Genomic DNA, 20,485 nt, shown 5'->3' on the forward strand with positions numbered 1-20,485 from the left:
GTCCTTTTATGAGCAGTTGCGCACAGTTTATGCTCGCATGACAACTTCTTTTGATCGGTTAGGCATTTTTTATGCTCGGATGGATTTCTTTGATTGGATAACGTCCTTTTATGAGCGGTTGCGCACCGTTTATGATCGCATCGCATGCAATCATTGATTGGATTCCAACTTGGCTCAGATAGTGTCCTATAGGAAGAGGAGGACCTTCTTGACACACATGCTCCATGCCTTTGCTAAAGTGTCGTTCCAATATAAAAAAGATCCAAGTCAGAAGAGTTATTCTTCAGAGCTTGGATCTTTTTTGGGATTAAAAAACTCAGGAGTCTTTTCCATTTGGTCTAAGAAACTTTGAGACTTTAAACGGATTCCAACTTGTTCACTATAAATCGTGCGCACAATTTTTTTAATGAATCCTTTCGTTTCTTTTTTCAGTGTTAGCTTTCCAACCTGACTTATTGGAACTGTATAAAAAGTACGAATTAGCTTTACCTGTGCAGGCGTTAGCCGTATTAAATAGGGATCTACGGAGAAGCACCTGTGGCAAAGAAAGCCAATTTGTGCAAAGGAAAATGCAAATTCTCCATCTGTTGCACCACAGTTGGAGCATTGATGTAGAACAGGATAGATCCCTGCAATCGGAAGCATTTTCCATTCGACAAATAAACTAATCGCTTCTGGGTCGTATTCCTCCGAAATTGCTTCTAGCGCTTCTTGCAAAATGGTAAACACATATGGCTTTGGAGACTCATCTTCTATTAACTTATCAACAAGTTCCATAATGAAGCTGGCATATGCAGTAGTAAAAATATCCTCTCGTATCACACGCATTGAGTCGATAATTTCCCCTTGTTGCAAGGTCCCCATGCCCTTTCCCTGCTGAATCAAAAAATACGCATAGGTGAATGGCTGAGATATAGAAGACAATCGGCTCGTTGGTTTTTTAGCTCCACGAGCCATTGCTGCTCTCTTTCCTAATTCACGGGAAAATATCGTTACGATTTTATCCGTTTCTCCGTATGGTGAAGTCCGTAAGACAATCCCTTCTACTTTTTGAAGCAAAAGCCTTCCCTTCCTTCTGACTGTCCAACTACATGATTAATACTCATCTTCTCTAAATCCGTAGTCTCGTAAATGTGTAGATTTATTACGCCAATCCTTTTGGACTTTTACCCATAATTCTAAGAACACTTTTGTACCTAACAACATTTCGATGTCATGGCGGGCTCTTGTACCAACTTCTTTTAATAACGCACCTTTTTTCCCAATGACAATTCCTTTTTGGGAATCTCTTTCTACAATGATCGTTGCCATTACTCGGATCATATCTTTTTCGGTATCTTCTTCTTTTTTAATTTTATCGATAACTACTGCAATCGAATGCGGTATTTCTTCACGTGTTAAATGCAGTACTTTTTCACGGATTAATTCAGAAATAATAAATCTTTCTGGGTGATCCGTTACTTGATCTGCTGGGTAATATTGTGGTCCTTCTGGCAAGTACTTTTGAATCGTTTCCAATAAACGATCGACATTATTTCCTTGCAAAGCAGAAATCGGAACAATCTCTGCAAAATCATACTTGTCTTTATACGATTCGATAATTGAGATCAAATCATCGGGATGTACTTGGTCGATTTTATTGATAATTAAGAAAACCGGTGTTTCATTGTTTTCAAGCATATCAATAATGAATTCGTCTCCTTTACCTCTTGGCTCTGTCGCATTGACCATGAATAAAATAGCATCCACTTCACGAAGTGTATTTTTAGCTACTTTCAACATGAAGTCGCCAAGCTTGTGCTTAGGTTTATGAATACCGGGAGTATCGATAAAGATCATTTGGCTTTGCTCTAATGTTAAAACACCTTGTACTTTGTTACGAGTCGTTTGGGGCTTATCACTCATGATGGCGATTTTTTGGCCAATGACTCTGTTTAAAAAAGTGGATTTTCCTACATTTGGACGTCCAATAATCGAGATAAATCCTGATTTAAAGTTTTCATTGTTTTGCTGCATAATCTAAATCCTCCGTCGTAAATGCACCCGGAAGCAATTGTGCAACCGTTGTTTCTAATACATTTCCTTTTAAATTTGTTAAGTATACGGGCATAGTCGGCTCACAGAATTCTGCTAGTACTTGTCTACATGCTCCGCATGGAGAAACTGGTCCTTCTGTATCGCCTGAAACTGCGATAGCAGCAAATTCCTTTTTCCCTTCAGATACCGCTTTAAAAATTGCCGTACGCTCCGCACAGTTAGTTAATCCAAATGACGCATTTTCAATATTACATCCTTGAATAACCTCTCCATCCTTCGTCAATAATGCAGCTCCAACAGGAAATTTCGAATATGGCACGTATGCTTTTTCTCTTGCAGTTATGGAAGCTTCTAGTAACATTTCTTTGTTCATCTCATTCACCTCTAAAATATAATTCCCGACCATTTCGGGATAAATATGATCAAACCAACGATTGCTGTGCAAAATGCATACACTAGACAAGCTCCGGCAGCTATATCCTTTGCTTGTTTTGCCAGAGGGTGTAACTCAGGTGATGCTAAATCCACGACACGTTCAATCGACGCATTTACTAATTCTATCATGAACATACCGCAAATTAACATCACAACGATTATCCATTCCCACTTAGATAACCCCGTTAACATGCCCGCGATTAAAACGACGACCGCAGCCAAAATATGAAAGCGAAAGTTTTGTTCCGTTTTGACGACATGGATAACACCTTGGAACGCATATATAAATGATTTAAAAAATTTATGAAAGTTCATGGCCTTCACGCTTTAAACCAAAAGCTTGTAAAATCTTTTCTTGTAAACCGAACATTTCTTTTTCTTGTTCCTTTGTACCATGATCGTAACCAAGTAAATGTAAAAAGCCGTGGACAGCTAGAAAGCAAAGTTCTCGTTCGAATGTGTGTCCATAAGCTATAGCTTGCTCCGTTGTACGTTCAACCGAGATAATAATGTCCCCAAGCATTGGAGGAATATCGGCATCTTTTATCTCTATTTCTCCTTCTCCCATCTCCTCCATTGCAAAGGAAATAACATCTGTTGCTACGTCTTTATGACGGTATGTTCTATTTATTTCTTGAATTGCGTCGTTTGTTACAAACGTAACACTTACTTCACTATTTTCTTTTACTGCTAATTGATCAGCCGCAGAAATTAATACTTTCTCAACTAATGCCATCGTTTCTTCAGATATTGTATTGGTTTCATCCATTAAATCTATTTCTAGCATTCAGTTCACTCCTCTATTTGGGATATTCAATACGAGAATGGAATGTACCATTCATCGTGGTACAGAAACTTTCTTCCATTTTTTTTATTTCTTTTAATGAAAGGTCACATTCATCAAACTGTCCATCTAATAATTTGTCTTTAATAATAGATTGGATTAGTTGTCGAATTTTTTCTGCATTTGGTTCTTTCATGGAACGTACAGCAGCTTCTACACTGTCCGCAACCGAAATAATAGCAATTTCCTTCGTTTGCGGTTTTGGCCCCGGATAACGAAATTGTTCCTCTGAAGTTTTTTCATCCATTTCTTTTGCTTTATAGTAAAAGAACTTTAACAAGCTTGTACCATGATGTTGTTCAGCCACATCAACTATTTCTTTAGGCATTTTATACTTCCGCAATATTTCAGCACCATCTACAGCATGTGCAATAATAATATCACGACTTGATTCAGGTGGTAAATTATCATGCGGGTTATAACCATTCATTTGATTTTCGATAAAAAAACCTGGCCGTTTAGTTTTACCGATATCATGATAATAACAGCCTACACGCGCAAGCAAACCGTTAGCTCCGACTGCTTCACATGCCGAGTCTGCTAAGTTTGCTACCATCAAACTGTGATGATAAGTGCCGGGAGTCTCCGTTAATATTTTTTTCAATAACGGATGATTCGGATTGGATAGCTCGATAAGTCGCATGGTAGACAAAATTCCAAAGACCGATTCGAAAAAAGGTAATATCCCAATTGTTAATGCTCCAGATAATATCCCGGACAAAACCGCTGCTCCTACATAAAACATAATATCGGTAAATTCATACGTCGTTTTCGTCATTAATAAATAAAACATAATAAATAGCATATTCATCAATGACACGACAAAACTGGCTCGGAATATTTGGGAATTATTATGCGTTCGCTGCATCGCAAAAATACCCGCTATCCCCCCAAATAATATGTATAACGAAATTTCCATTTGAAACACATTTGTATAACCTTCTTGGAATATAATCCCTGCGTACGCAGACACAACAAAACTAGTTATAAATGCTGCACGCTCATTTACTAATAGATAGACAAACATTGAAACCATTGCAGTAGGAAAGATAAATGCAATTACTACATCAAAATTATAGGATACAGATTGGATCACTTTCATTATTAACACAGAAACGATTAAGCTAGAGGCAACAACAGTCAAATTTTTTGCGTTATTAATTGTTCTCTCTCTTCGACGAATCGTTTGTGCAAATAATACCCACATCGTCAGAACGACAAACAAGCCAACCCCTATGAGCGGTTTGTAGGAGGCCTTATCTGTAAGCATACCTAGTAATTCCAGCTGTCTGAATACTTCTTTATCTATTAGTTCTCCTTTTTGCACAAGAATTTGCCCCTGTAAAATTCGAGTAGGCTCTACACTTGCCCTTGCTTGTTCGATACGTAATTTTGTAAGCTCTCCATTTTCGATTTCTGTCGCTACAATTGCACCGCGCGCTAAATTAGTGAGCACATTCATATATTCTTTTGAAAATGAGAATGTTTTTGCAATCTGCGCAGCTATTTTTTCACGTTCTGCCGCAATATTTTCTGATCGTATCGGTTCATCCAGTATCTCTTCTAAGGCAGAGGATAATTTCCCCTTTGACTCGCTCAAAACGGATGGAGACTGTTTTAGTAATACAGTTAACATTTCATCGTTTAATGGAATTATACTTGCATTTTCCGCTAAGACTTCCATTTCTTCTTTTAGTTTTTCAAGGGATGAAACGGTTTCCTCTTGTTCTTGGTTACCCGGCGTACTTTTTTTAACTTCTAGCACACTATCAAAAATTGATTTGATAATGGCAGCCTGATTATCAGCAGTTTCGTCTTGAAACTGATAAACTGGTAAAACTTCCGATTCTACTTTTTCACGTTCTTCATCTGTCTTCACAGGATCTTCCATTGTTTTAACAGAACGAATCGTTTCTGGTGAGAGCTGGAATCGTTCAATATCATATTTACTTTCTTTCACATTTCCGATTAATAAAAAGAACATACATAACGCTGTTAAGAGAATGATAACTAAAGGGAGATATTTGTTATCGCGCCATTCTCTCCATTTTAACAAAATGGTTTTCACTTAAATTTCAACTCCTTCACAGCTTGTCCTTTTATTATACCGTAAAGTTAGAACTATTCATTAATGATTCCTTAAAATTAACAAAAGCAACAGTCTTTAGTGACCGTTGCTTTTATTTAATACAATACTAAGACACATCTTTTCATTCCATCAAAAATGAAGAACAACTGTTTCGGTTCTCTTTAGGGAGAGTGCGTTCTAAGGAAGTGTCCGCTTGGATTTCCGCTGCAGGACGGACGCTTTTTAGTGGGGTGAGTGATGAGCCTTCACCGCCCGCTTAGACGTTCGTTGTGAAGTCTCCTCTTACTTACTTGATCCCACTGGAGTCGCCGTCCTTTTCGCTCCAATCCATCCAAATAGACGCTTTTATCTGTATTTATTAGCCATTAAAAGTTAGGAAATGGCTTAGCGAGACCAATTAGCTCGTGAAAGCAACCAATTCAATTGGCAACGCAACCAGTTAGAGCTTGAAAGCAATCAAATAGGCAACGAGCGCAACCAATTCTCCACGAAAATGCTAAAGGGTACTAATTATTATGCACTTTCCATGAAGATCCGCTTAATTTAAATGGAGCCTTTGTTCCGCTGTGAACAAATGAGACACCCCAACGACGCCTAAGCGGCGAGGTGGCTCATCGCTCACCCGGCGGAAATCGTCCGCAAGAAGAGAAAATAATAGCGGTCACTCAAAACGCACTTTCCCTATTAGCGGCACACATTAATCTTATTATATTGTCCAAGTTTGAAAATTTATGATCATAAACTACCGTGCTATTAGGGTTGTTCTTCGTATGCTTGAATAATTTTAGCTACAAGAGGATGACGAACAACATCTCCTTGCTCTAAATATTGAAAATGGATTCCAGAAACATTGTGTAAAATCTTCTCGGCAACAATTAAACCGGACTCTGCGCCTTTTGGTAAATCTATTTGCGTTTTATCACCAGTAATAACCATTTTAGAACCAAATCCTAAACGTGTTAAAAACATCTTCATTTGTGCTTTAGTCGTATTTTGTGCTTCGTCTAAAATAACAAAAGCATCGTCTAATGTTCGACCGCGCATATATGCAAGCGGAGCAATTTCTATTGTGCCACGTTCCATTAAGCGATCCGTCTGTTCCGTTCCAAGAACGTCATGTAAAGCATCGTATAACGGTCGTAAGTAGGGGTCTACCTTCTCTTTTAAGTCACCGGGTAAGAAACCTAAACTTTCCCCCGCTTCCACTGCAGGACGTGTTAAAATGATTTTTTTGACATGCGCATTTTTTAATGCTTGTGTTGCCATCACAACTGCTAAATACGTTTTTCCCGTTCCAGCAGGTCCAATACCAAAAGTTAAATCGGTATGACGTATTCCTTGAATATATTCCCGTTGGCCGATGGTTTTCGCACGAATTGCTTTGCCTTTTGTATTTCTTGCAATTTCTTCATCATACAGACTTGAAAAGTATTCAATCGTTCCATTTAAACTCATTTCGATCGCAGAGGAAACATCCCGTAAGTTTATATTTATCCCTTTGCGAATAACTGAGAGAAGTTGTACAATTAACTTTTTCGCATCTTCTACATTTGCTTCTTCCCCAATAACTTGAATCTGTTCTCCTCTTGTGATGAGTTGTACCTTTAGTTCCTCTTCAATAAGCTTGACATTTTTATCTGATATTCCGAGAAGCATTACGGCTTCCGTAGGATCTTGCAAATTTATATCTAGTTGTGTTTGTTCGCTCATGCTTCGTCTCCTTGGGGTATAACTTGTGGTATTGCAATGTTTTCATTTACTAATAATAAGATCTTCCCTTTTACTTTATCATTTTGTATAGATACCTGCAAAACTTTATCTTCTAATATTTGTGTACCTGCGGGCAAATCATTAATAATTTTTTGAAATAATAGGGGACGTATTAATCGTTCAATCGACTTTTCATTTAATTCGAATGACTCTTCTATATTTTTTTGAACATATCCGGCTTCTACATACTTTTGAAGAAAAGAAGGTAGCGCAATTTCTTTCCAATAGGCTAATTTTTCTTTGCCCTTTCTTTGAATGATTAGCTCTCGTTCATTTGGCTTCATAATCACCACTTTTTTTGGAAGTTCAAAACTGAGTTCAATCCAATAGCTCGCATATACCTTTCCTTCTGCACTCGTTATAATTCTTTTATCTCCTTGCGTTACAAACCCATTTACAAGGGTGTCCCCTTTTTTTACAGAGATATGTTTTCCTACTGCCCTTACTCCTTTTACTATCTCAAAATCTGTTATGATACCACTTCTTTTCGCGATTAAATGAACTGGAGGCCCTTCTTTTATCTCTCGTTCGGATTGAATTGGCGCCAACATAGGAGAAACTGTAAGCGTAGATCCTGATTGAGTAAAATGCACCCATGAATACTCTTTGTACTTCAATAAGATCTTTTGCCTTATTTCTTGTTCAGATGGTAAGGAAGAAGCAAGCATTTTCTCTCGGATATTCATCTCTTTTAGTTGTTCATATAACAAGACATTGCTCTCTGGCGAATCGGAGTCAATATGAATTGTCCAAATAAATTGTGACAAAATGACTGGTATAATTAAAAATAAAGCAACCCCTATAAGGGAGAATGAATAAAGAGAAATAATACCCTTTTTTGTTTCATCCACTAAATGAACAGGTATTTTCAGCGCTTTTCTAACTTTTCGGAAGGCTTTTAAATCCTTCCTTTTAATGGAGAAATATAAATACTTATCGCTGCTATACACACTATATATTTCAATGTTTACAGCAAATAAACGTTGAAACAACATATGTTGGTCCGTTTTCACCGGGATTTGAATTCGGATAAGTTGAGCCATTACGTACGATCCTTCCTAGTTAAATTGAAAAAGTTAAGCTGTTCTACCGTCAAATGGAGTCGATTAGCCGATAGTGATTTTATTTGTAGGCTATCGGCGTTAATTTCCAATAAATAATTATCATACGAACACACTACGCTGTTTTCTTTCAAGCTAAGAAGGGTAATTTCGTAGTCTAAAATAATATCACTAAAATTTTCAACCATAATACTCGCATGGAGTGGAAATAGCTGTTTCATAAAAAAACACCCCTTTACATGAATTTATGCATGTAAAGGGGTGTTCATGAGTTATCTTTTCGATTTTGGAGGTGCTAATATTTCTGATAATATAATAGCTCTTGCCAGCTCTTCTTTTGTATCTGGTAAAACGCTATCCATAACGCTTTTCGAAGTGGTTAACTCCCTTTTTTTCCCTTGATGAACACTTAAGCGTCCTGAAGATCTTGGCACGCCTTGATCTCTACTCACTTCACGTTGAACTTTTTCCTCGATTACCGGAACAACAGGCTCTTCCTTCAGAATCGGAACTCTGCGTTTAAGCTCTTCCTGCTGAGCTTGTTTAAATTCCTTTGCCAGTTCCCCTAAATTCTTGAAAGGATTGTCTGTAAAAGGTTTTTGCTGTGGAGCTCTTTTAACAGGCTTTGGAGCTTTTTGTTCTTGTTTTTTCTTCCCAAAAATTGTACTGATAATTAAGGATATAACTACTAATATAATACCTTCCAAGGAGAAGACCTCCTTTCCACTTTATGACTAGTCTTTCAACTCTTCAGTAGAAGGTTTATCTCCTCCAACTTTGCTGATAGAGTCTCTCATACCAGTATCCGCTTGGATATTTTTATAGTTCATATAATCCATTACACCAATATTTCCATCTCTCAAAGCTTCTGCCATCGCAAGTGGAACTTCCGCTTCCGCTTCTACTACTTTTGAGCGCATTTCTACTACTTTTGCTTTCATCTCTTGCTCAGAAGCCACAGCCATTGCGCGACGTTCTTCTGCTTTTGCTTGTGCAATTTTTTTATCTGCTTCTGCTTGCTCTGTTTGTAATTCTGCCCCAATATTTTTACCTATATCAACGTCCGCAATGTCAATCGATAAGATTTCAAATGCAGTTCCAGAGTCAAGACCTTTAGCTAGAACTGTTTGAGAAATTAGATCTGGGTTTTCCAATACTCTTTCATGGCTAGTACTAGAACCGATAGTAGAGATAATCCCTTCCCCAACACGAGCAACGATTGTTTCTTCCCCTGCACCACCGACTAAGCGGTCAATATTTGCACGAACAGTAATACGCGCTTTCGCTTTTACTTCAATCCCATTCATAGCAACCCCAGCGATAAACGGAGTTTCAATTACTTTAGGATTTACGGACATTTGAACAGCTTCTAATACATCACGTCCAGCAAGGTCAATTGCTGCAGCTCGTTCAAATGTCAGTTCGATATTTGCACGATGTGCTGCTATAAGTGCATTTACTACACGGTCTACGTTACCACCTGCTAAATAGTGGCTTTCTAACTGGTTAATTGCCACTTTCAATCCGGCTTTATGTGCTTTAATAAGTGGGTTTACAATACGTGATGGAATTACCCGACGTAATCTCATCCCTACAAGTGTGAAGATACTTATCTTCACCCCTGCTGCTAAAGCTGAAATCCAAAGTGTAATTGGGAAAAACGTGAAGAATACCGATAGCACGATAAATGCTAAAACGATAATTACAATTAATCCAATAGTGCCTCCTGTAAAAACCATTATGTTGCCTCCCCTTCTACGACTTCTCGTACGACAATCCGAGAGCCTTCTACTTTAATAATCTTGACTTGTTTATCCTTCGCCACAAAACTTCCATCGGAAACCGCATCAATTCGCTCATTGTCGATACGTATAGTTCCAGCCGGTCTAAGAGGTGTCATTGTAACGGCCACTTTTCCTATTAAATCAATCCGATTTTCATTGGACACATAACCTTGTTCGGTCGTTGTAGCATCCGACAATATGATTTTGTTTAAAGCTTTCATCTGTTTTCCAAAGAACTTCATAATAATCACCATTCCCACTATAGCTACTGTTAAAGCAATTAATACAGCAATACTCATTTGCACAATATTGCCTCCTGCTAGTATTATACTAAAAATAATAGCACCCGCACCTAATATACCACTAATTCCTCCAGGTAAAAAGAACTCCGCAATAATTAACAGAACCCCAATAACAAATATAATAACTGTTTCATAGCCAGCGAGACCGGCAAAAAGGTGCCCAAAAAAGAATAGTCCGAGTGAAATAAGACCCATAGTTCCAGCAACCCCAAAACCAGGAGAGTACAGTTCAACTATCAAACCTAAACTTGCAATCGATAATAAAATTGGCACGATAATCGGATTGGTTATAAATCTTGCAACCGATTCCATAAATGTTTCTTCTGTTTCAATGACTTTTGCATTTGCAAGATTCGTCCGCTCTAGTAATTCCCCGAATGATTTTACTGTTCCGTTAGAATAACCTACTTCTAAAGCGTCGGCAGAAGTAAGCGTTAATAATTCTCCTGGACCTGCTCTAAATTCGGATAAATCTACGGAATCATCTACCATTGCTTGTGCATATTTTGGATTCTTACCTGTGAGTTCGGCGGCATTGATCATCTTCGCCTTCCAAGCACTTCTCGCTTTCATATCCGCAGCATTTCCGCTGCCGTCAATAACAGCAGCTGCCCCCATTGTTCCGCTTGGAGACATATAAATTTCATCTGTATGTAATGCTAAATAAGCTCCCGCAGATAATGCTTCTGAATTAATATAAGCTATTTTACGTATCGATGTGGCGTCAAGTAGGTTAGTAATTTTCTCTGCAGAATCTACAAAGCCGCCTGGTGTATTCAATTCAAATATAATGGCTTCTGCTCCTGATTCTTCTGCTTCCTGAATAGAACGTTTTAGAAAAGCATACAACCCTTTCTCCACTTCCTTATGAACTGGTATCTTATAAACAGTCGGTATATCTGCAGTGAAAGAAGGAACTACCATGAAAAAGGAGACTAACAATAAACAAAAAGAAATAATGTACCGAGACAATTTCATCCTTAAACCTCCCTTCTTCTATATGTATATTATTCTTTACGGAATAGAATAAAAAAAGTTTCATAAAATTAAAATAAACCGAGAAAATAAATTTTCTCGGTTTACATAATTGTAAATGTTAATCATACAGTACGTGTTTTGAACGTAGGGATGGTTGGGATTAATTTACCACTTACGTTTACGTGCAGCTTCTGATTTCTTTTTACGTTTCACGCTTGGTTTTTCATAAAACTCGCGCTTTCTTACCTCTTGAATTGTACCACTTTTAGATACAGTACGTTTGAAGCGGCGAAGAGCATCTTCAAGCGATTCGTTTTTACGAACGACAGTTTTTGACATCTCTTTTTCCCTCCCTCCGAACACACGTCAAGCACATAACCTAGTGTTATGTACTAAAAAATTATACCGTATACTTTTCACTTGGTCAATACTTTGACTTAAAATTTAAATTGATTTAGTATAATTTAAAATCTATACGGAAATACGCAAAGATTTAAATTAATAACTAGAGTTACTTTCTAACCCTTGTACAATTTCTACTCCAGAACTTGCACCAATTCTAGTCGCTCCAGCTTCCACCATTGCTTCTAAATCTGCTAGGCTGCGTACGCCTCCCGAAGCTTTAACCCCAAGTTCTGGACCAACTGCCTCGCGCATTAATTGTACTGTTTTTACAGTAGCTCCACCAGTAGAAAAACCTGTAGAAGTTTTAACAAAATCTGCGCCCGCTTTTTTGGATAATTCACTAGCTTTTGTAATTTCTTCATCTGTTAAAAGACAAGTTTCTAAAATTACTTTCACTATTGCTTTTCCTTTTGCAGCTTCTACAACTGCCTCAATATCTTTTTGAACTAAGTTATAATCTTGATCTTTTAATGCTCCTACATTTATAACCATATCAATTTCATCAGCACCGTTTTCAATGGCGTTTGTTGTTTCAAATGCTTTAACTGCTGATGTATTAGCACCGAGAGGGAACCCGATAACAGTGCATACTTTTACCGGTGAATCTTTTAAAAGGTCCGCGCTCAATTTAACCCAAGTCGGGTTAACACAAACCGAGGCAAATATAGTTGTTTTTGCTTCCTCACAAAGTTTTTCAATTTGTTTTTTCGTTGCATCTTGTTTTAATAATGTATGGTCGATTAATGCTGCAATATTTTCAGTCATTAGAAAAGCTCCTTCCAAGTTGTACGTACCTCTTAATCATAATCTGAAACGAGAAAAAAAGCCAGTGAGAATCTCACTGACTTATACTAACTCTTCTACTTGGTCCAATACACGTACAAATTGGCCTTCATTATACGGATATCCAGACTTCGTAATTTTCACGCGAACTAATTTTCCGATTAAGTCTTCCGTGCCAGGGATAATAACTTTTAAATAATTATCCGTATAGCCTTCATATAAATTAGATGTTGAATCTAGTTTATATTTTTCTTCAGGAATAATCTCTAATACTTCTCCTTCAAAACGAGAAGCATACTCTACAGCAAGTTGATCGTTTAATGTGATTAATCGATGAACCCGTTCATTTTTTATTTCTTCCTCTACTTGATCTTCCATTCTAGCTGCTGGAGTACCAGTACGTTTAGAATAAGGGAAAACATGAAGCTCAGAAAATCTTTGGTTGCGAATAAAGTTATACGTTTCCATAAACTCTTCTTCTGTTTCACCAGGAAAGCCAACAATTACATCCGATGTGATGGCTAAATCGGGAAGTGCTTCTCTTAAGCGATCTAATCGATTTGCAAAAAACTCCATCGTATATTTTCTGCGCATTCTTTTTAAAACAGTATCTGAACCCGATTGAATTGGAATGTGTAAATGTCTTACAACAATTTTAGAGTCTCTTAAAACATCGATTACTTCATCCGATAATTGACTCGCTTCGATGGAACTAATACGTAAACGTTTCAAGCCTTTTACTTTTGATTCTATATCTCGCAAAAGTTGAGCCAAATTATAATCTTTTAAGTCTTCTCCGTACCCACCAGTATGTATACCAGTTAAGACGATTTCTAAATAACCGGCATCTACAAGTTGTTGTGCTTGTCGAACAACTTCCTCTGGATCTCTAGAGCGCATTAAGCCACGAGCCCATGGAATAATACAAAATGTACAGAAATTATTACAGCCTTCTTGGATTTTTAAGGAAGCACGTGTACGGTCGGTAAAAGCTGGAACATCTAATTCTTCGTATACACGGTTTTTCATAATATTACCGACTGCATTAATCGGTTTACGTTCCTTTTTATACTCCTCGATATAGCCTAACAATTTCGTACGTTCCTGTGTTCCCACTACAATATCTACCCCTGGAATTGCCATAATTTCAGCGGGGGAAGTTTGTGCGTAGCATCCAGTTACACAAATAACGGCATCTGGGTTTTGGCGCACTGCACGTCTAATCACTTGTCGGCTTTTTTTATCGCCAGTATTTGTTACAGTACATGTATTTATCACATATACGTCTGATTGTTTTTCAAAATCGGTACGATCATAGCCATTTTCTTTAAATAATTGCCATATAGCCTCTGTTTCATAGTGGTTAACTTTACAGCCTAATGTATGGAATGCAACGGATGACAAGTCCTCACACCTCTTTCATTCATATTCATAGGAAATCGCAGCAAGCGCATATAACGGTGCTGTTTCAGTTCGTAAAATCCTCGGTCCAAGTGCAATAGGTTGAAATTCATTTTCAAGCAGTAGTTGTACTTCTTGTCGTTCTAGTCCACCTTCTGGACCGAATACGATTAGTATCGATTGTTTATCATACACCTTTTTTAATTGGTCGGCAAATCTTTGTCGCTCTGAAAGCTTGGCATCTTCCTCGTCTGCAACAAATTTAACATCGTAGGATTTGGAAATGTCCAATAGCTCCTGTAAAGTAACAGGTTTATGTATTTGCGGTATAAAGTTTCGATGTGATTGTTCTGCAGCTTCTTTTGCAATTTTTTGTAACCGTGTTATTTTTTTTTCGTTTTTTTGCTTGTCCCATTTTACAATAGATCGTTTCGCTTCAAACGGGTAAAGTGTATGCATGCCCAGCTCTGTTGCTTTCTGGGTTATCAATTCTAGCTTATCCCCTTTTGGAAGCCCACAAACGATGGAGACTTTTACCGGCAATTCAGTAGATTGACCATGTATTTTTTGTATGCGCAAACGAACTATTTGGGATGTCCCTTCAACGATAGCCATTGTATAAGTTTGGCCTTCAGATACTACATAAACTTCGTCACCAGGTGACATGCGCATCACTTGAATCATATGATGCGCATCATCACCACTAATCGTTATTGTATTATTTTCTTGGATTGGTTCATTCGTAAAGTAACGTTGCATGAAGAGAATCTCCTTACTTAACTGGTTTTTTTGAAATGATTGTTACCCAGTCTTCCATCATCATCACTTCTTCGATTTCAAATCCTGCTTGTAGCAAGGAATTTCGAACATCTTCTTTTTTCGTTGCTATAATACCGGAAGTGATAAATAGTCCGCCATCTTTCACGATAGAATATGCATCATTCGTAAAGGTCATAATAATCTCTGCTAATATATTCGCAACAACAATATCCGCCTGTTCCTTCACATTATCTAGCAAATTACCATGTGTAACTTGTACGACATCCTCTACTTTATTTAATGCAATGTTTTCTTTGGCAGATTTAACTGCTACTTCGTCCAAATCTAGTGCATGAATGGAAGTAGCCCCTAACTTTGCGGCTCCAATAGATAGTACGCCAGAACCTGTGCCGACATCTATTAGTGTAAAAGATGGTTGCACTGTTTTTTCAAGTGCTTGTAAGCACATAACAGTGGTAGGATGAGTTCCTGTTCCGAAAGCCATACCAGGATCTAATTCGATGATCAATTCATCTGAATTTACCCGTTCATATTCTTCCCAAGTTGGGACAATTGTAAAACGATTTGATATTTTTACTGGATGATAATATTTTTTCCAGGCAGTAGCCCAGTCTTCTTCATCTACTTCTTGTACAGTTACTCTATTATGACCAAGATCGATATTAAAGTTTTGTAAGTTGTTAATCGCAAGTTTGATCTCTTCCACTGTTTCCAATAGAAAACTAGTTTCGGCTAAATAAGCTTTTACACGTACCCCATCTACCGGAAAATCATCTGGATTCAAACTATAGATTTCTCCAAACACATCTTCTCTTTCTCTTAATAATTCTTCTGAGTCTTCAATTACTACTCCACTAGCACCCGCCTCATGCAAAATATTACTTATTGCTTCGACCGCTTCATTCGTAGTATGGATGGATAGTTCGGACCATTTCACTTGCGCCAACTCCTTTATTCGCCTTTTATCGTTCTTTTGATTTTGTCAAATAATGAACTGCCTTGCTCTTCTGGGATGTCTCCGCTGATTTCTGCGAATTCACGTAGTAATTGTTTTTGTTTTTCCGTTAGCTTCTTCGGTGTTACAACTTTAACAATTACATGCTGGTCTCCTGTACCATAACCGTGGACATTTTTTACCCCTTTTCCTTTTAAACGGAATTTCGTTTGAGATTGAGTTCCAGCAGGAATTTTTAGTTTCACTTTTCCTTGAACGGTTGGTACTTCGATTTCATCACCTAGCGCTGCTTGGGCAAAAGTTAATGGCAACTCGTAGTAAATATCATCACCATCACGTTCAAACCGTGGATCTGCTTTTACGCGGAATACGATATATAAGTCTCCAGCAGGACCGCCATTCACCCCTGGTTCCCCTTGCCCACTTACACGAAGTTGTTGACCATCGTCCACACCTGCAGGAATCGTCACTTTAATTTTTTTGCGTTTATTAACTGAACCTTTACCGTGACAAGTTGAACATTTTTCTTTAATGATTTTCCCAGTACCTTCACAGTAATGACAAGCACGTTTTGTTTGAATACGACCAAATGGTGTATCTTGTGTCACATTCACTTGGCCTTGGCCATTACAATGCGAACATTTCTCTGGATGAGTTCCAGGTTTAGCGCCTGTTCCAGAACATGTGTCACATGTTTCTTCTTTTGCTATTTCAATTTCTTTTTCCTTACCAAATACGGCTTCTTCAAACTCAATAGTCATTGAGTACTGAAGGTCATTTCCTTTTCTTGGGGCATTAGGATCGCGTCTTCTCGAACCACCGCCTCCTCCGAAAAACGAGCTGAAAATATCTTCGAAACCGAAGCCATCTCCGCCACCAAATCCACCAAAGCCTTGGTTAGGACCCGCATGACCAAATTGATCATACTGTGAGCGTTTTTGTTCATCACTTAACACTTCATATGCTTCGGAAATTTCCTTGAATTTGTCTTCTGCACCAGCTTCTTTATTGATATCTGGATGGTACTGTTTAGAAAGTTTTCGATATGCTTTTTTTATCTCATCTTGAGAAGCGCCTTTTGCTACACCAAGCACCTCATAATAATCACGTTTATCCATTGTTCACTCTCCTGCTCTGTTAAACTGCACGTAAAAACTATTGTAACACGTATAAATAATCTAGTCTAAACAGTTACAAATATGGAAGCCTAGACGTAAGAAAAGCCAAAGCCGATTACGGTCTTTGACTTTTCCTTACCGACTAACTTACTTGTTGTCTTTATCGTCGTTTACTTCTTCAAATTCAGCGTCTACTACACCGTCATCAGATGGTCCAGCTTCCCCACCGCCATTTGCAGCAGCTTCTGCTTGAGCTTGCTCATAAAGCTTCATCGTCAATTGTTGAACGATTTCATTTAACTTATCTTTTTTCGTTTTAATTTCTTCCAAGTTTCCAGCTTCAAGTGCAGCTTTTAACTCTTCTTTTGCATCTTCAGCCGATTTTTTCTCGTCATCAGAAACTTTATCTTCTAAATCTTTTAATGTTTTTTCAGTCATAAATACTAATTGGTCCGCTTCGTTTTTCACTTCAGCTTCTTCTTTACGAACTTTATCTGCTTCTGCGTTCGCTTCTGCTTCTTTAACCATACGATCGATTTCTTCATCAGATAAAGATGAGTTCGATTGAATCGTAATATTTTGTTCTTTCCCAGTTCCAAGGTCTTTCGCTTTAACATTTACGATACCATTTTTGTCGATATCGAATGTTACTTCGATTTGTGGAACACCACGTGGTGCTGGTGGAATGTCCGCAAGTTGGAAACGACCAAGCGTTTTATTATCCGCTGACATTGGACGTTCACCTTGTAATACATGAATATCCACTGCTGGCTGATTGTCTGCAGCTGTTGAGAATGTTTGAGATTTTGAAGTTGGGATTGTCGTATTACGCTCGATTAACTTCGTGAATACTCCACCCATCGTTTCAATCCCTAAAGAAAGTGGTGTAACGTCAAGTAATACAACGTCTTTCACATCTCCAGTTAGAACTCCACCTTGAACAGCGGCACCCATTGCTACAACTTCATCAGGATTTACACCTTTATGTGGTTCTTTCCCAGTTTCTTTTTTAATTGCATCTTGTACAGCAGGAATACGAGTAGATCCACCAACAAGGATTACTTTATCGATTTGTGAAGCTGATAACCCAGCGTCTTTCATCGCTTGACGAGTTGGTACCATAGTACGCTCTACTAAATGAGCAGTTAAATCATCAAATTTCGCACGAGTCATTGTTACTTCTAAGTGAAGTGGTCCAGCTTCTCCTGCAGTAATAAATGGTAGTGAAATTTGAGTAGATGTAACACCAGATAAATCTTTTTTCGCTTTTTCAGCAGCATCTTTTAGACGTTGTACGGCCATTTTATCTTGTGATAAGTCGATACCGTTTTCTTTTTTGAATTCTTGTACTAAATAATCCATTAATACTTGGTCAAAGTCATCTCCACCAAGACGGTTGTCTCCAGCTGTTGCTAGAACTTCAAATACTCCATCTCCAAGTTCTAGGATAGATACGTCAAATGTACCGCCACCTAAATCATACACTAGAATTTTTTCATCATGATCCATTTTATCTAAACCGTACGCAAGAGCAGCAGCAGTAGGTTCGTTGATAATACGTTCTACTTCAAGGCCAGCAATACGACCAGCATCTTTAGTAGCTTGACGCTCTGCATCATTGAAGTAAGCTGGTACTGTAATTACAGCTTTTGTTACTTTTTCGCCTAAGTATTCTTCCGCAAATCCTTTTAAATACTGAAGAATCATCGCAGATACTTCTTGTGGTGTATACTCTTTATCTTCTGCAGATACTTTTTCATTCGTTCCCATTAAACGTTTTACAGACGCGATTGTGTTTGGGTTTGTAATAGATTGACGTTTTGCTACTTCTCCAACTTGACGCTCGCCATTTTTAAAAGCAACTACAGATGGAGTCGTACGATTACCTTCTGGATTTGGAATTACTTTTGGTTCTCCACCTTCTAATACTGAAACACATGAGTTTGTTGTTCCTAAGTCAATACCAATAATTTTAGACATAAATAGTTCCTCCTAATTTGTAACTGAGCACAGTAATTATTTTATAGTATCTATGAATGCTTCCTTCAAATTGGTAGAAAGTTATTCGTTTACTTTCACCATCGATGGACGAAGAATTCTATCTTTTAACTTATACCCTTTTTGTAATTCTTGAAGCACGATCCCCGACTCTTTCGTATCGTCTTGTTCTTGCATCACAGCTTGATGAAAGTTTGGATCGAACGGAACGCCTTCTGCTTCAATAGGTTCAAGGCCTTCTTTAGAAACCGCATCTAGTAAAGATCGATATACCATTTCTACACCCTTTGCTAAAGAAGCAGCCTCTTCAGAAGTCGCTTCGACTGCTAAAGCGCGTTCGAAATTATCCAGCACTGGCAAAATGTCTGTTAAAAGAGACTGAGCGCGGTATTTATAATCCGCTTCTTTGTCTAATTGAACTCGACGCTTATAATTTTCAAAATCTGCACGAAAGCGAATCGCCTTGTCTTGTTCTTCTTCTAGCTGTTGTTTTAGAAGTGTGACCTCGTCGATTTCTTCCGTCACTTCCTCAACTGTTTCAGCTTGTTCTACATGCTCTTCTAAGTTTTCAGTTTCTAGTTCTTCTACAATCTCATCTTTTTTTTCTGTCATTCCTAGCAACTCTCCTTATCCATGGGGGCCATGTAAAATTCTCGACAATTCTCTCGATAAATCGCCACTCATCACATCTAGCAATGAAACAACACGTCTGTAATCCATCCGAGTAGGCCCAATAATAGCAATCGAACCCATTTGTTCCGCTCCAATTTCATAGGAAGCTGTTATGATACTACAGTCTTCCATAGCTAGATGGTTGTTTTCAGAACCGATACGAATTTGAATCCCCTTTTTATCTAAATGAAATAATCCAGGCATTTGATTTACATGATCCATCCAGTACATGATACTTCGTGCTTTTTCTACATCATTAAATTCCGGTTGATTTAACAGTTGCATTTTCCCACCGTAGTAAACTTTATCTTCATGTTCTATTGTCATTGCTTTGTTTAATGATCCAAACAAGTCATTCAAACGGCCATTATTTTGACGTACAACAGCTAATGTGACAGCTTCTAATTTTGCAGGCAGTTCATGTAAATGAACACCTACTAAACGTTCGTTAATCAAATTGACCATTCGTTCAATATCCGATGCGCTAAAGTTTTCAGGTATGGAAAATACACGGTTTTCTACATGTCCACTATCTGTCACAATAATAGCGACAGCGGAATCATCCGTTAATGGTACAACGGAAAACCGCTTGACACGATGTTTTCTCACATCTAAGCCTAACATAATAGAGGTATAATTCGTTAGTTCGGACAAAATTGCCGCAGATTTTCGAATTATTTGTTCCGTCTCTACCATTCGTTCTTCAAAAATAGAGCGAATTTGTTTAATCTCGTTTTTGGATATCCGTTGGGGAGTTAACATATTGTCTACATAATAACGATAGCCTTTTTGTGAAGGCACACGACCAGACGAAGTATGTGTTTTTTCTAAAAAGCCCATTTCTTCTAAATCCGCCATTTCATTTCGAATAGTAGCAGGACTAAATGGAACTTCCTCCTTTTTCGAAAGCTGACGAGATCCAACTGGTTGAGCGGTTTCGATAAAATCATCTACCGTTACTTGCAATATTAATAATTGCCTGTTAGTTAGCATGACTATCACCTCTGTTAGCACTCGTTAATAGAGAGTGCTAATACTTATATAGAAAATTTATCAAATCTCTAGAGAACTGT

21 protein-coding genes are annotated in these 20,485 nt (G+C 37.9%); all 21 read right to left on the reverse strand.

Annotation, left to right across the window (positions count from 1 at the left end; all coding sequences use genetic code 11):
- Nucleotides 1-276: 276 nt before the first annotated feature.
- The 21 genes from recO to hrcA all read right to left on the reverse strand — a co-directional run bounded on the left by recO (nucleotide 277) and on the right by hrcA (nucleotide 20,405).
- Nucleotides 277-1,059 carry a DNA repair protein RecO gene (gene recO, locus FS486_RS09635; protein ID WP_144511122.1) on the reverse strand — a complete coding sequence of 261 codons (783 nt, stop codon included), beginning with the start codon at nucleotides 1,057-1,059 and terminating at the stop codon, nucleotides 277-279.
- Between the two features lie 36 nt (nucleotides 1,060-1,095).
- Nucleotides 1,096-2,016 (reverse strand): GTPase Era, encoded by a 921-nt coding sequence (era, locus tag FS486_RS09640; protein ID WP_144511123.1) that lies wholly within the window; start codon nucleotides 2,014-2,016, stop codon nucleotides 1,096-1,098.
- A complete protein-coding gene (locus FS486_RS09645) occupies nucleotides 2,000-2,410 on the reverse strand; it encodes a cytidine deaminase (protein WP_144511124.1) in 411 nt (136 codons plus the stop codon). Before FS486_RS09645 ends, era begins: the two co-directional genes overlap by 17 nt.
- Nucleotides 2,411-2,421: 11 nt before the next feature.
- Nucleotides 2,422-2,787 (reverse strand): diacylglycerol kinase family protein, encoded by a 366-nt coding sequence (locus FS486_RS09650; protein WP_144511125.1) that lies wholly within the window; start codon nucleotides 2,785-2,787, stop codon nucleotides 2,422-2,424.
- Nucleotides 2,774-3,259 carry an rRNA maturation RNase YbeY gene (ybeY, locus tag FS486_RS09655; RefSeq protein ID WP_144511126.1) on the reverse strand — a complete coding sequence of 162 codons (486 nt, stop codon included), beginning with the start codon at nucleotides 3,257-3,259 and terminating at the stop codon, nucleotides 2,774-2,776. The genes FS486_RS09650 and ybeY overlap by 14 nt, the downstream gene beginning before the upstream one ends.
- A gap of 13 nt (nucleotides 3,260-3,272) precedes the next feature.
- Nucleotides 3,273-5,384, reverse strand: a complete 2,112-nt coding sequence (locus FS486_RS09660) for an HD family phosphohydrolase (RefSeq protein WP_260858072.1) — start codon at nucleotides 5,382-5,384, stop codon at nucleotides 3,273-3,275.
- A gap of 774 nt (nucleotides 5,385-6,158) precedes the next feature.
- Nucleotides 6,159-7,115: a PhoH family protein gene (locus FS486_RS09665; RefSeq protein ID WP_144511127.1), complete on the reverse strand. Its 957-nt coding sequence runs from the start codon at nucleotides 7,113-7,115 to the stop codon at nucleotides 6,159-6,161.
- Nucleotides 7,112-8,218 carry a sporulation protein YqfD gene (locus tag FS486_RS09670; RefSeq protein ID WP_144511128.1) on the reverse strand — a complete coding sequence of 369 codons (1,107 nt, stop codon included), beginning with the start codon at nucleotides 8,216-8,218 and terminating at the stop codon, nucleotides 7,112-7,114. Before FS486_RS09670 ends, FS486_RS09665 begins: the two co-directional genes overlap by 4 nt.
- Nucleotides 8,218-8,457, reverse strand: a complete 240-nt coding sequence (locus FS486_RS09675) for a hypothetical protein (protein WP_144511129.1) — start codon at nucleotides 8,455-8,457, stop codon at nucleotides 8,218-8,220. Before FS486_RS09675 ends, FS486_RS09670 begins: the two co-directional genes overlap by 1 nt.
- Before the next feature lie 51 nt (nucleotides 8,458-8,508).
- A complete protein-coding gene (locus tag FS486_RS09680) occupies nucleotides 8,509-8,943 on the reverse strand; it encodes a hypothetical protein (protein ID WP_144511130.1) in 435 nt (144 codons plus the stop codon).
- Between the two features lie 27 nt (nucleotides 8,944-8,970).
- The gene (gene floA / locus FS486_RS09685) at nucleotides 8,971-9,975 is read right to left on the reverse strand and encodes a flotillin-like protein FloA (protein WP_144511131.1); all 1,005 of its coding nucleotides are present in this window, start codon (nucleotides 9,973-9,975) and stop codon (nucleotides 8,971-8,973) included.
- Nucleotides 9,975-11,300 carry an NfeD family protein gene (locus FS486_RS09690; RefSeq protein WP_144511132.1) on the reverse strand — a complete coding sequence of 442 codons (1,326 nt, stop codon included), beginning with the start codon at nucleotides 11,298-11,300 and terminating at the stop codon, nucleotides 9,975-9,977. The genes floA and FS486_RS09690 overlap by 1 nt, the downstream gene beginning before the upstream one ends.
- Before the next feature lie 165 nt (nucleotides 11,301-11,465).
- Nucleotides 11,466-11,639, reverse strand: a complete 174-nt coding sequence (gene rpsU, locus FS486_RS09695) for a 30S ribosomal protein S21 (protein WP_004227078.1) — start codon at nucleotides 11,637-11,639, stop codon at nucleotides 11,466-11,468.
- 159 nt (nucleotides 11,640-11,798) lie between these two features.
- Nucleotides 11,799-12,470: a deoxyribose-phosphate aldolase gene (gene deoC / locus FS486_RS09700; protein WP_144511133.1), complete on the reverse strand. Its 672-nt coding sequence runs from the start codon at nucleotides 12,468-12,470 to the stop codon at nucleotides 11,799-11,801.
- Between the two features lie 81 nt (nucleotides 12,471-12,551).
- Nucleotides 12,552-13,892, reverse strand: coding sequence for a tRNA (N(6)-L-threonylcarbamoyladenosine(37)-C(2))-methylthiotransferase MtaB (mtaB, locus tag FS486_RS09705; protein ID WP_144511134.1), 1,341 nt, complete (start codon nucleotides 13,890-13,892; stop codon nucleotides 12,552-12,554).
- Between the two features lie 15 nt (nucleotides 13,893-13,907).
- Nucleotides 13,908-14,648, reverse strand: a complete 741-nt coding sequence (locus FS486_RS09710) for a 16S rRNA (uracil(1498)-N(3))-methyltransferase (protein ID WP_144511135.1) — start codon at nucleotides 14,646-14,648, stop codon at nucleotides 13,908-13,910.
- Between the two features lie 13 nt (nucleotides 14,649-14,661).
- Nucleotides 14,662-15,606, reverse strand: a complete 945-nt coding sequence (gene prmA / locus FS486_RS09715; protein ID WP_144511136.1) for a 50S ribosomal protein L11 methyltransferase — start codon at nucleotides 15,604-15,606, stop codon at nucleotides 14,662-14,664.
- A gap of 14 nt (nucleotides 15,607-15,620) precedes the next feature.
- Entirely contained in the window at nucleotides 15,621-16,742 is a 1,122-nt protein-coding gene (gene dnaJ / locus FS486_RS09720; protein WP_144511137.1) for a molecular chaperone DnaJ, read from the reverse strand.
- 147 nt (nucleotides 16,743-16,889) lie between these two features.
- Entirely contained in the window at nucleotides 16,890-18,722 is a 1,833-nt protein-coding gene (gene dnaK, locus FS486_RS09725) for a molecular chaperone DnaK (RefSeq protein ID WP_144511138.1), read from the reverse strand.
- An 81-nt stretch (nucleotides 18,723-18,803) separates the two neighbouring features.
- A complete protein-coding gene (gene grpE / locus FS486_RS09730; RefSeq protein WP_144511139.1) occupies nucleotides 18,804-19,352 on the reverse strand; it encodes a nucleotide exchange factor GrpE in 549 nt (182 codons plus the stop codon).
- Nucleotides 19,353-19,367: 15 nt separating this feature from the next.
- The gene (gene hrcA, locus FS486_RS09735) at nucleotides 19,368-20,405 is read right to left on the reverse strand and encodes a heat-inducible transcriptional repressor HrcA (RefSeq protein ID WP_144511140.1); all 1,038 of its coding nucleotides are present in this window, start codon (nucleotides 20,403-20,405) and stop codon (nucleotides 19,368-19,370) included.
- Between the last annotated feature and the right edge of the window lie 80 nt (nucleotides 20,406-20,485).

It is taken from the genome of Bacillus sp. FJAT-22090 (genome assembly GCF_007676755.1).
Taxonomy (GTDB): Bacteria; Bacillota; Bacilli; order Bacillales_A; family Planococcaceae; genus Psychrobacillus.